12 protein-coding genes and 1 pseudogene are annotated in these 12,259 nt (G+C 44.9%); 7 read left to right on the forward strand and 6 right to left on the reverse strand.

The genetic code is table 11. The features are described 5' to 3' along the window. The first annotated feature begins 25 nt into the window (after nt 1-25). Genes pgi through OS173_RS09320 form a run of 4 tightly spaced genes read left to right on the forward strand, consistent with a single transcriptional unit; the run spans nt 26 to nt 3,952 of the window. Nucleotides 26-1,582 carry a glucose-6-phosphate isomerase gene (pgi, locus tag OS173_RS09305; protein ID WP_267184007.1) on the forward strand — a complete coding sequence of 519 codons (1,557 nt, stop codon included), beginning with the start codon at nt 26-28 and terminating at the stop codon, nt 1,580-1,582. Further along, the gene (gene apbC / locus OS173_RS09310) at nt 1,575-2,597 is read left to right on the forward strand and encodes an iron-sulfur cluster carrier protein ApbC (RefSeq protein ID WP_267184008.1); all 1,023 of its coding nucleotides are present in this window, start codon (nt 1,575-1,577) and stop codon (nt 2,595-2,597) included. Before pgi ends, apbC begins: the two co-directional genes overlap by 8 nt. A gap of 5 nt (nt 2,598-2,602) precedes the next feature. After that, nucleotides 2,603-3,172, forward strand: coding sequence for a dCTP deaminase (gene dcd, locus OS173_RS09315; RefSeq protein ID WP_267184009.1), 570 nt, complete (start codon nt 2,603-2,605; stop codon nt 3,170-3,172). A 3-nt stretch (nt 3,173-3,175) separates the two neighbouring features. Next, nucleotides 3,176-3,952, forward strand: a complete 777-nt coding sequence (locus OS173_RS09320; RefSeq protein ID WP_267184010.1) for a Rossmann-fold NAD(P)-binding domain-containing protein — start codon at nt 3,176-3,178, stop codon at nt 3,950-3,952. On the opposite strand, the gene OS173_RS09325 is transcribed toward OS173_RS09320, so the two are convergent. The 6 genes and pseudogenes from OS173_RS09325 to gatC all read right to left on the reverse strand — a co-directional run bounded on the left by OS173_RS09325 (nt 3,922) and on the right by gatC (nt 9,766). Continuing rightward, nucleotides 3,922-4,809 (reverse strand): NAD(P)-dependent oxidoreductase, encoded by an 888-nt coding sequence (locus tag OS173_RS09325; RefSeq protein ID WP_267184011.1) that lies wholly within the window; start codon nt 4,807-4,809, stop codon nt 3,922-3,924. The two genes, OS173_RS09320 and OS173_RS09325, sit on opposite strands and share 31 nt — an antisense overlap. Nucleotides 4,810-4,811: 2 nt before the next feature. Beyond that, a pseudogene (locus tag OS173_RS09330) lies at nt 4,812-5,279 on the reverse strand (RNA pyrophosphohydrolase); the annotation flags it as partial. Between the two features lie 390 nt (nt 5,280-5,669). After that, entirely contained in the window at nt 5,670-6,608 is a 939-nt protein-coding gene (locus OS173_RS09335; RefSeq protein WP_267184013.1) for a carbohydrate kinase family protein, read from the reverse strand. Further along, complete coding sequence (gatB, locus tag OS173_RS09340) at nt 6,601-8,046, reverse strand: Asp-tRNA(Asn)/Glu-tRNA(Gln) amidotransferase subunit GatB (protein ID WP_267184014.1); 1,446 nt, start codon at nt 8,044-8,046, stop codon at nt 6,601-6,603. The genes OS173_RS09335 and gatB overlap by 8 nt, the downstream gene beginning before the upstream one ends. Further along, nucleotides 8,043-9,482 (reverse strand): Asp-tRNA(Asn)/Glu-tRNA(Gln) amidotransferase subunit GatA, encoded by a 1,440-nt coding sequence (gene gatA / locus OS173_RS09345; RefSeq protein WP_267184015.1) that lies wholly within the window; start codon nt 9,480-9,482, stop codon nt 8,043-8,045. The genes gatB and gatA overlap by 4 nt, the downstream gene beginning before the upstream one ends. Then, a complete protein-coding gene (gatC, locus tag OS173_RS09350; RefSeq protein ID WP_267184016.1) occupies nt 9,479-9,766 on the reverse strand; it encodes an Asp-tRNA(Asn)/Glu-tRNA(Gln) amidotransferase subunit GatC in 288 nt (95 codons plus the stop codon). The genes gatA and gatC overlap by 4 nt, the downstream gene beginning before the upstream one ends. Nucleotides 9,767-9,868: 102 nt before the next feature. On the opposite strand from gatC, the gene OS173_RS09355 reads away from it, so the two are divergent. The 3 genes from OS173_RS09355 to mreD are packed head-to-tail and all read left to right on the forward strand — an operon-like array spanning nt 9,869 to nt 12,258. Beyond that, nucleotides 9,869-10,918 carry a rod shape-determining protein gene (locus tag OS173_RS09355; protein ID WP_267184017.1) on the forward strand — a complete coding sequence of 350 codons (1,050 nt, stop codon included), beginning with the start codon at nt 9,869-9,871 and terminating at the stop codon, nt 10,916-10,918. Between the two features lie 12 nt (nt 10,919-10,930). Next, nucleotides 10,931-11,776 carry a rod shape-determining protein MreC gene (gene mreC / locus OS173_RS09360; protein WP_267184018.1) on the forward strand — a complete coding sequence of 282 codons (846 nt, stop codon included), beginning with the start codon at nt 10,931-10,933 and terminating at the stop codon, nt 11,774-11,776. Then, nucleotides 11,773-12,258, forward strand: a complete 486-nt coding sequence (gene mreD, locus OS173_RS09365; RefSeq protein ID WP_267184019.1) for a rod shape-determining protein MreD — start codon at nt 11,773-11,775, stop codon at nt 12,256-12,258. Before mreC ends, mreD begins: the two co-directional genes overlap by 4 nt. The last annotated feature ends 1 nt before the right edge of the window (nt 12,259 follow it).

Consider the following 12,259-nt stretch of genomic DNA (forward strand, 5'->3'; position numbering starts at 1 on the left):
CCAATATTTGCCCACGCACAGGACCATGCAAAACCCATCCTTACACAAGCTGCTAAACCAGGCAGCCGCTTCACCGCACATCAAAAATCTACAACAATTGTGGGCGAACAATCCCCAGCGTCACCAGCAATTTCATTTAGAAACCGAATCATTATACTTGGATTTATCCAAAAACTGGCTTGACAACAACTCTCTTGATTTACTTCATCAGTTAGCAGAAAGCTGCCAACTTCAGGAGGCCATCGAAAAACTTTTTAACGGCAAACAAGTCAATCACACTGAGCAGTCAACTGCCGGACACACCGCTCTGCGCGATCCGCACCACAGTGATTATCAAGCCAATTTAACTGCCATGTTTAATTTAGCCGACCGCATTGATAGCCAACACATTAAAACCGCTTTTGGCAAACCCGTTAAACAGTGGGTCAATATTGGTATAGGCGGCTCATACTTAGGCCCGCGCCTGGTGATTGAGGCGTTAACTGAACTACAAAGCGAAAGCCGAATTCCGGTGTATTTTGCCGCCAGTGTTGATGATTCGTTAATCAACCAATTATTCCGAACCATTGACATAGAGCATTGCTTATTTTGTATCAGCTCTAAAAGCTTTGGCACCGTTGAAACTTTAATGAATGCTCGCGCCATTGAAAGCAAATTAAGAGCGTGTAGCGGTTATCAGCCACAAGCAGGCCAATCATCACTTATGGCGATTACCGCAAAACCTGAAAAAGCCCGCCAACACGGCATCCCCGATGACATGATATTAGCTTTTGATGACAACATCGGCGGTCGGTTTTCGCTGTGGTCCGCGATTGGTTTTCCCATTGTTATGGCAGCCGGTAAAAAGGCTTTTAAAAACCTGTTAGTCGGTGCTTATAAAATGGACTGCCATTTCCGACAAGCACCATTACCTGGAAATTTACCAGTCACCATGGCTTTGCTGGCTGTCTGGTATCGGAATTATATGCAATTATCCGCTTATGGATGCTTGCCTTATGATGCGCGTTTACGCTGCTTACCCCAATGGTTACAACAGCTTATGATGGAAAGTACCGGAAAAATGCATAACAATGCCGGTCAAATAATAGATTACGCCACCGCGCCCTGGGTGTTCGGTGATCATGGCCAATTGTCTCAACATGCTTTTTTTCAAGCGTTTCATCAAGGCTTGGACGCCCTGCCTTTAGATTTTATTGGTGTTATCGACGACAGTCCCAACCAACAGTTTTTACTTTACAATATGTTGGCACAAGGTGCCGCCTTAATGCAGGGTCGCGAAGAAGACAGCAGCATGGCCGGCTGTCCCGGTAATAAGCCCAGCACCACCCTATTAATGAAACGCATGGATGCCGTGGCCTTAGGCGAACTACTGGCGATGTATGAACACATGGTTTATACCCAATCAGTAATTTGGGACATTAACTGCTTTGACCAGCCGGGTGTTGAGCTTGGTAAAACATTGGCCAAGCAAATTCAAGAATATGTCACCACCGGCTCTTTAAATCAGCTTCATTTGGACCCATCTACACTGTCATTGATTAATCAAGTAAGCCCAAAAATTAAGGAGTCAAATCATGACTGACATTTCACAACTCATAGACCCTATCAGCGGCCAAGCCTTTGGTTCATCCGTGGTCAAAACCGACCATGACAAGGACGTTGAATTCAGGTTTCCAATTAAACCGTACCAAAAGCAGTACCAAAAAGAGTTAGCAGGATTATTGGATTTAAAAAAGGTTAAAGCCAAAACCAGCATCCGCAGCCATCAAGTCAAAAAAAACATTGAACCACTTAAAGGCGTCAAAAACATCATTGCAGTGGCTTCCGGAAAAGGTGGCGTCGGCAAATCCACCATGAGTGTTATGTTAGCCAAAAGTTTACAGAATTTAGGCGCTTCAGTAGGTATTTTAGATGCCGATATATATGGCCCGAGTATTCCAAAAATGTTGGGCCGCCATGAAAAACCGCAAACACCTGACAATAACTCATTCTTACCGGTTGATGCCGATGGCATTCAAAGTATGTCCTTAGGTTATATTTTGGATGAAAAAGACCCGGCTATTTGGCGTGGCGCCATGGTCACTAAGGCGTTGATGCAATTAATTGGCGATACCCGGTGGCATGATTTAGATTACTTAATCATGGATTTACCGCCCGGAACCGGTGACATTCAGTTAACCATGATTCAAAAAATACCGGTGACCGCCGCGGTTATTGTAACAACACCCCAAGACATCTCTCTGATAGACGCACAAAAAGCCTTGGCTATGTTTAATAAAGTCGATATTCCGGTATTGGGTGTTATCGAAAACATGAGTACATTCATTTGTGAAAATTGCGGTCATGAAACACCTTTGTTCGGCCAACATGGCGGCACTAAAATGGCGAAAGAATTCAACATCGATCTACTCGGCCAAGTACCTCTTAACATATCTATCCGGGAACATATGGATTCAGGCCAACCCAAGAATGTTTGGGGAAAAAAGAAAAGCCACACCGAATTGGGTCAGATGATCGCACTGCGAACAGCTCAAAATTTAGCCAAACAACCGCTGTTACTCAAATCAGGTTTCAGCCTTAAATTGAACACAATATAAACACCATGAGCATCAAATCAGACCACTGGATACGCCGAATGGCCAAAGATCACGATTTAATCAGTCCCTTTGAGCCCAACCAAGTTAAAACCAACGCCAACAATGAACGATTAATTTCCTATGGCACTTCCAGCTATGGCTATGATGTCCGCTGTGCCGATGAATTTAAAATTTTCCACAACATTAACTCAGCCGTAGTTGATCCGAAAAACTTCGATTCTAAGAGTTTCGTAGATGTTAAATCCGATGTCTGCATTATTCCGCCGAATTCTTTTTGTTTAGCGCGAACCGTTGAGTATTTGAAAATACCACGGGATATTTTGACCATATGTTTAGGTAAATCCACCTATGCCCGCTGTGGTATCATCGTTAATGTCACCCCCTTAGAACCCGAATGGGAAGGCCATGTCACTTTGGAGTTTTCCAATACCACCTCTTTACCCGCCAAAATCTACGCCGGTGAAGGCGTTGCACAGTTTTTATTTTTCCAATCGGATGAAGTCTGTGATGTGTCTTACAAAGATCGTGCCGGAAAATATCAAGGACAGCGCGGTGTGACCTTACCAAAAGCCTAAATAATGAACATCGGTATCATCGGCAGTGGCTGGCTGGCGCAAGCCATGGCACGCGCATGGCGTGCCAAGGGTCAAATCACCTTAACCACCAGAGATTCTGAAAAACAGCAACAACTCATTGACCAAGGATTTAATTGTGTCATTTATGAGTTGGGTGATGAGCTGCCTTTTTTAGCCAGTATCGATACCTTAATTATCGCCACCACCAGCAAACAGCTGAACGCCCACCAATCGCTGATAAAACATCTCGAACAATTCCCTGATTTAAAAATACTGTTCACCTCTTCAACATCTGTTTATCCCAACGACAGTAAAACCCATGCTGAAGACAGTAAACAAGTTATTACAGACCATCCGCTGTATCTCATTGAACAATGCCTGCAACAACATCCCGAAACAACGGTGATACGCTGCGGTGGGCTAATTGGACCAGGCCGCCATCCGGGTCGGTTTTTTAGAGATAAGCCCATACCCTCACCACACGCGCCGGTAAATTTATTACCCTTGGTGGATGCGGTGGGTGTATATTGGTTTATTATCGAGCAAAACATAGGTAACATGACAATCAACGCCTGCCATCATGAACACCCAACGAAAGGTGAATATTATCCGAAAATGGCGAAATCAATCGGCTTGAAACCACCGACGATTAGTCAACACAATTCGAATCCCGGTAAAACCGTAAATAGCCGCTTATTAACAGAGGCATTGGGTTATGCCATGCAGGGCAGCATTTGGGAAATAGATGTTCAATCTAACATCTGGGTTAAACCACGGTAATAATCAACAATTACGGCGGCTGTTTGATTGTCGTCAGAACGGGCCGAAATATGCGGTGACAAGATTACTTTAGGATGTCGCCAAAAAGCATGGTCATCAGGTAATGGTTCTGTTACAAACACATCTAAAACCGCCTGCCGAATAACACCCTTGTCTAACGACTTAATTAAGTCATCTTCATTCACATGGCCACCGCGACCGACATTAATCAGCATCGTATGCGGCTGACACCAAGATAAGGTTTTGTTATTAATAATTGCTTGCGTGTCTCTATTTAACGGCACCAAAACCACCAGATAATCACTGCTTTGGCAAACCTTTTTCAAGCCTGATTGACCATGAAAACACGGATGTTTTGGATGTTTTTGCTGACGTGTCCAAGCAACGGTTTTAAAACCCAAATCAAGGCATCGATCGGCGACAAACTCACCCAAAGCACCTAAACCCAAAAAACCCACCGTTGGGGTGGCGTCGGTTTCTAATACTTGCCACTTTTGATCTTGCTGCTGTTGTTCATAGGCTGTCAAATTACGCCAATCTCGCAATACATAAGCAAGCACATATTGTGCCATACGTTGCTGTAAAGAAGGGGTCATGATACGCCATTGTTGATAGCGATCACCAATGGCCTTATCGGCAATGATGTGATCCATACCGGCACCCAAAGACGTCACCGCTTTGAGGTTTGGGTAATTATTCGTAATGCCGGGTGGGTGCTGCCACAAAACAGCCAAAGTTACCGTCTCAGGTTCAGTGATATCAGGCCATTGCTGAATGGTGACATCGGGTAACATTTGTCGCAGCAAATGCGCCAACTCATCACTGGGCCGGTCGGTGATAACTAAGGCGATACTCATGATTTCACCAACGGTGCCAAATGCCGTAAAGCCCGCTTATAGACCTTGCGTTTAAAATGAATAACATTATGAGCCGGGTACCAAAAATCGACCCAACGGTAACACTGGAATTCCGGCGAGGTGGTGCAATTAAAATCCACCTTTGACTCATGCTCAAGTAGCCTGAGCAAATAATACACTTGCTTCTGTCCGACGAATAAAGGGTCAGAACCCTTTTTCTGAAATTTTTTAGGCAATTGGTAATGCAACCATCCGGGCGTGCACCCTAAAACATCCACATGTTTTGGCTTTAAACCAATTTCTTCATATAATTCCCTAAACATGGCTTCCTCTGCGGTTTCATCATTATTTATACCGCCTTGAGGAAATTGCCAACCGGACCCACGGGTACGTTTGGCCCAAAAAACCTGTCCGTCATCATCAAGCAAGATGATACCCACATTGGGGCGAAAACCATCTCGATCTAACATGATGATAAAATAAATTTAAACTGCTATTATTGTTTCAAAAAATCCCCGCTTACACAAGTAATAATTCACAGACTCTCGGAAGACAACATTAAACCATTAATAACTTTGTGTTTTTTCAGGTTTTGAGAAAAGTTTTACTTAAACACCAATTACAACTGAATTTTTGAGGCAGGCGCCCATAATCTATGCGTTACAGCTTCAAAACGACGGGTAAGGGCAAATTCAAACCCCGGAGCTGAGGGAAAATTTGTAGATGGAGTACAAAGGCGCAGGTGAAATTCTAAGGCGTGAGCGTCTCAAAATTCACCTGCAACGCGAAGATTATCCCTAAAGACACTGGTTACCAGCCTACGTCGGTACTGCAATGCTTCGCATTTACATCTTATTTTCTCAGTCGAAACTATAACCAAACTCTTCTACAAATCTCGCATGAAAGTCTTTTTCGGATATGTAATGATTCTGCGTTCCGGCACTGGCAATTTTTATGCTTCCCAGTAATGAAGCAATACGACCAATGGTTTGATAATCTAATTTATTCATCAAACCAAATAATAAACCGGCTCGATAGGCATCGCCACAACCTGTGGGATCCACCACCTTTTCAGCTTCTACCACCGGAATATGGTACATGGTGTTATCGGTGTAAATCTCAGAACCATTACCGCCGCGGGTCACAAACAAGGCTTCCATGTGCTGAGCAATTTCTTTGGCGTCCATGCCGGTGCGGTTATGAACCATTTCATATTCATAATCATTGGTCGCCATCCAGGTGGCTTGCTCGATAAACTGGCGCAAATCATCACCATCAAACAGGGGCATCGCCTGACCCGGGTCAAATATAAACGGAATACCGGCATCATAAAATTCTTGGGCATGTTGAATCATGCCATCACGGCCGTCCGGGCCCACCAGACCGATGCAAATGTCTTGATAGTTTTTTACATTATTTTCATGGGAAAAATTCATGGCGCCGGGATGAAAGGCGGTGATTTGGTTATTTTTCAAATCGGTGGTGATGTAGGCTTGTGGGGTAAATTGATCCTCTTTAACCTTAATGGCCTCTAAGCTTATATCCAGCTCTTTTAAGCGTTGCTCATAGGTTTCAAAATCACTGCCCACTGTGCCCATGGGCACCGGCTTGCCACCAATCATTTTTAAATTATAGGCAATGTTACCGGCAACACCACCAAACACCCGACTCAGGCTCGGCACCATAAAAGAAATATTTAACTTATGAATTTGATCGGGCAAAATATGGTTGGCAAATTCATCCTCAAAAACCATGATGTTATCAAAGGCCATGGAGCCACAGATTAATGCTCTACTCATTGCTTAATAATTCCTCTAAAATTTGTTTGGTTTGTACCGGGTTAGCTTGTCCTTTGGTCTGCTTCATGACCTGCCCGATAAAAAAGTTGAACATTTTCTCATTACCTGAGCGGTACTGCTCTACTTGCTTTGGGTTGTTGTCCACCACTTGTTGAATGATGGTTTTTAAGGCGTTGCTGTCAGAAATTTGTGCCAAACCTTGAGCCTCAATAATGGTTTGTGCCGATTTGCCCGTATGCCACATGTCGGTTAACACCTGTTTCGCTATTTTACGCGATATCTGCGCTGACGCCATGGCATCCAATAAACCGGCATAGTTTTCGGCAGAAATTTGACTTCCAATCATGTCACTACTTTGCTCATTAAGCAACGCATTAAAATCGGTGATTAAAAACTTGGCATTATCAGCTGCAGTGGCTTTGGTCAACGCTTGGCTATGTTCAAAAAAACCCGACATGGCCACGTCATAAGCCAATTGAGCGGCATTATCTTCAGGCAAGTTCCATTCCTGGATATAACGCTGTAATTTAGCTTCCGGCAACTCCGGCATCGACGCCCGTTGCTTATCAAGCATGTCGGCGGTAATCTTTAAGGCCGGCAAATCGGGGTCCGGAAAATATCGGTAATCATTGGCATCTTCTTTACCGCGCATAGAGCGGGTGACATCTTGTTCCGCATCATATAGCCGTGTCTCTTGGACCACTTTTTCACCACTTTCTAATAATTTAGCCTGGCGTTTTATTTCAAAATTGATGGCTTTTTCAATAAATCTAAATGAATTGAGATTTTTTACTTCAGCACGGGTACCTAAGGTTTCACCACCTTTGGGCTTCAGTGACACATTGGCATCACAACGGAACGAGCCTTCTTGTAGATTACCGTCACAAATGCCTAAAAAGGTGACGCGATTATAGATGGCGCGCATATAAGCCACCGCTTCTTTGGCACTATATAATTCAGGTTCTGAGACCACTTCGATTAATGCTGTACCGGCCCGATTCAAATCGATGGCAGTCCAATCATCATATTGGTCATGAATGGATTTACCGGCGTCTTCCTCAAGATGAGCGCGGGTAATATTGACCGATTTGCGCCCTTTACCAGTGTCAATTTCAATCCGGCCACGGCCAACAATCGGGTCATCCATCTGACTGATTTGATAGCCTTTGGGTAAATCGGGGTAAAAATAATTCTTACGGGCAAAGCGGGTAACCTCGGGAATCTCCGCATCAATGGACAAACCAAAACGCAAGGCATATTCAATGGCTTTACTGTTAACCACCGGCAAGGTGCCCGGTAAAGCCGCATCCAAAAAGCTCACTTGACTATTCGGTGTTGCGCCATATTGTGCTGACGCACCGGAAAACAGCTTACTTTTCAATGCCAGGCGCACATGGATTTCAAGGCCAATCACCACATCCCATTGCTGTTGACTCATAAAAAGGCCTCCGGCATGTGCTGGTGATAATCAGTCACCAACTGATACTTTGCGGCAGTCGTTAAAATGACTTGTTCATTAAAGTAAGGACCAATTAATTGTAGCCCAACCGGCAGATTACGTGCCGGTTGAATCGGCATACTCAGACAAGGCAAACCGGCTAATGACGCAGGAATGGTAAATTGATCAGCCTGATACATACTGACCCCATCACTTTTTGTACCGTGCTTAAAAGCCACTTCCGGTGACACCGGAACCGCCATCACATCCACCTGAGAAAATGCTTGTTTAAAATCTTCACTAATTAAACGGCGAATACGCTGTGCCCGGCAATAGTAATCATCGTAATAACCTGAAGAGAGCGCCCAAGTACCGAGCATAATGCGTCGCTGAACCTCAGCACCAAAGCCTGCGCTTCGGTTTTTACGGTACATGTCATTAACATCGTCACTTTTCCCGTCACTTTGCTGACCAAAGCGAATGCCGTCAAAACGTGCTAAATTAGCCGAAGCTTCAGCCGGTGCCAAAATATAATAAGCCGCCACCGCCAAATCGGCATGGGGCAAATCAACGTCAACCAATTCTGCGCCTTGTGCCACCAATGTATCCAATGCCGCCAAGGTGCTTTGTTTAATGTCTTGGTCTTCTAACTGCTCAAGCCAGTCAGGAATGACACCCACCTTGAGTCCCTTCATTGAGGCATCTTCAGGTGCTTGCCATGTCCATTTATCTGCCGCTATGCTGGTGGAATCTTTTGCATCATGACCCATCATAGCCGTTAAAACCAAAGCACAATCATCAGCAGAAACGGCCATCACACCGCCTTGATCTAAACTGGACGCAAAAGCCACCATACCGTAACGAGAAACCCTGCCATAACTGGGTTTTATGCCGGTCACACCACATAAAGCGGCCGGTTGTCGGATTGAACCGCCGGTATCAGAAGCGGTGGCCACCGGTGCTAATCGTGCTGCAACTGCAGCTGCAGAACCACCTGACGAACCGCCGGGTACCCGCTGTAAATCCCAAGGGTTTTTAACCGCTCCAAAGGCAGAGTATTCATTGGATGAGCCCATGGCAAACTCATCCATGTTGGCTTTCGCCAGCTGCACCATGCCGGCTTGATTCAATTGTGACACCACTGTGGCATTAAAAGGCGGCACATAATTAGCCAGCATTTTTGAGCCGGCCGTCGTTGTTACGCCTTGGGTCGAAAATAAGTCTTTGTGAATAATCGGAATGCCGGCCAGAGGTCCTTGTGACACTTGTGCTGCCAGTAAATAGTCAGGTTTTATGTCAGCGTCAATATGCACTAAAGCATTGAGAATAGGATTGTATTGATGACATCGATCCAGATAGACACTCGCTAATTCAGCCACACTGATTTGTTTTTTGTGCAGACACTGCTGTAACTCCCGTAAACTCAGGTTAATCATTCAATCACCTTCGGCACCAGATAAAAATCCCCATCGGCATGCGCCGCCAATGCCAACAATTGTGCTTTGTGAGAATCTTCAGTGACTTCATCTAACCGTAACGGCATCCAAAAGTCACAAGGGTGAAACATCGGCTCCACTTGTGCCGTGTCGGCTTTTTTGATGCGTTCTACCAATGCCGTGATTTGGTTCAATGACTGACAAACTTCCTCGGTTTGCTGCGTATTTAAATCCAGTTTCGCCAAGTTGGTTATTTCTGTTAATTCTTTACGATTTATTGACATTTAAAAGGTTGGTTTCATATATAATTCGGTGCTTGGGCGACCAAGTCGCATTCAGCCGGCTATTATGCCACTTCCGCAAACCACATGTAAAACGAAAATAATATGTTTAAAAAAATCCGAAGCCTGTTTTCTAATGATTTAGCCATCGATTTAGGCACCGCCAACACTTTGATTTATATGCGTGATCACGGTATTGTTTTGAATGAGCCATCAGTGGTGGCGGTGCGAATGGATCAAGGTCGTGGCGGTCCGGTCAACATCGCTTCGGTGGGACTGGATGCAAAAATGATGTTAGGCCGTACACCGGGTAACATTGAAACCATTCGCCCATTAAAAGATGGTGTGATCGCAGATTTTGATATGACGGCAGCCATGCTGCAGCACTTTATTCGCAAGGTGCATGCCAACAGATGGCTTAAACCATCATCACGGGTTCTGATTTGCGTACCCTGCGGTTCCACACAAGTGGAACGTCGCGCCATTGAAGAGTCTGCGTCAGGTGCCGGCGCTTCTGAAGTGTTTTTAATTGAAGAACCCATGGCTGCAGCTATTGGCGCTGGCATTCCTATCCATGAAGCCCGTGGCTCCATGGTGCTCGACATTGGTGGCGGCACCTCAGAAGTGGCTGTTTTATCTTTAAACGGCATTGTTTATTCAGCTTCCGTGAAAATTGGCGGTGATAAGTTCGACGAATCCATTATTGCCTATGTGCGTCGCAGCTACGGCACCTTGATTGGCGAGTCAACGGCTGAACGTATTAAACAAGGCATTGGTTGCGCTTACCCTGATAACGAAGAGATATCCATGGAAATATCCGGACGCAACTTAGCAGAAGGGGTTCCCAGAAAATTCTCCATGACCAATAATGAAGCACTTGAAGCTTTACATGAGCCTTTATCGGGCATGGTGGCGGCGGTAAAAACCGCTTTGGAACAAACACCGCCTGAATTGTGTGCCGATGTCGCTGAACAAGGTATTGTTCTCACCGGTGGTGGCGCTTTATTGAAAAACCTGGATAAATTATTAATGGAAGAAACCGGCTTACCGGTTTTTGTGGCTGAAGATCCGTTGACATGTGTGGCACGAGGCGGTGGTAAAGCCTTAGATATTATTGACGAAAAAGGTTCTGATTTCTTTGCCCCTTTTCGGTAACAGCATTGGTAGGTGCTTGATTCCATGGATGCGCTTAGCCAACAGCAAAAATTAACGCAATCACCCCTGTTTCGATTTATTTTGTTACAGTTTATTTGCCTGGCACTGATGGTGGCTGACAAAAACAGCCAAATCACACAACCCATCAGGCAAGGGTTGTCTTGGTTGGCTTTACCCATCATTAAAGTGGTGGAATGGCCGCAACACATATACCAAACAGTAGAAACTGCGGTTGCCCGTCAAGCTAAGCTCATAGATGAGAACAACGAACTTAAACAGAACTTATTGGAATTACGTCTGCAGGCACAAAGAAACACCGCCTTATCGGCTGAAAACCAACGCTTACGTGACATGCTTAACACCGCTCAAGATTTGCCCATCAAAACCTCGGTGGCTTTTGTCACTGACATTGCACAAACTCAGAAAAGGCAACATATCGTCATTAACCAAGGACAAACGGATGGCTTATTCTTAGGTCAGCCGGTGCTCAGTTTAGGTGGCGTGGTTGGCCAGGTTGATGTGTTGTCTGATCATTTTGCCCATGTCATCGTTATCACCGATCCGGCCCACATTATCCCTGCAGAAATTCTACGAACCGGATTACGAACCCTGGCCTATGGCCATGGCCAAGACCTACAGTTAAAAGAAGTACCCATCAGTGCCGATATTCAAGCCGGCGATGTCTTGATTACTTCAGGGTTTGGCGGCCGCTTTCCACGTGGTTTAACCATAGCCACATTAAGCGATGTCAACATCAGCGCACAACGCGACTTCCAGGTGGCGAATGCCACGCCTGAAGCCGCCTTGAGTCAACTGACTGAGGTATTTCTGGTTTGGCCGGATGAAGTTTTGCCATGAACCATAACCGAAGTCAACAAGCGCTTGTACACCTCAGCTTACTGGTTTCTTTATTATTAACCATTTTACCCTGGCCATCTACCGTTCAGCTTTTTATGCCACAATGGGCAGCTATGGTGATAGCCTATTGGTCTTTACATGACCAAAACCGGTCGGTCATGTTTTTGGCATTTTTTTATGGTTTATTATTGGATATTTTGATGGGCAGTTTGTTGGGCAAACACGGTATGTCTTTAGTGGCCTTATCATTTTTAGTCCTGAAATCAGCCAAGCAACTGCGCATGACCTCTTTTTGGCAACTGATGTTAATGGTATTGGTGTTATTATTTAATGACGTCATCATTCGATTATTTATTGACTGGGTTAGTTTTGGCTATTTACCTGTTTGGCAAGATTTTTTACCGTTACTAACGGTGATTTTAATTTGGCCGTGGCTTCATTATTTATTAAACAGAATAAACACCCATCTCAAACAACATTAAC

This window comes from Marinicella gelatinilytica (assembly GCF_026410405.1).
GTDB lineage: Bacteria > Pseudomonadota > Gammaproteobacteria > Xanthomonadales > Marinicellaceae > Marinicella > Marinicella gelatinilytica.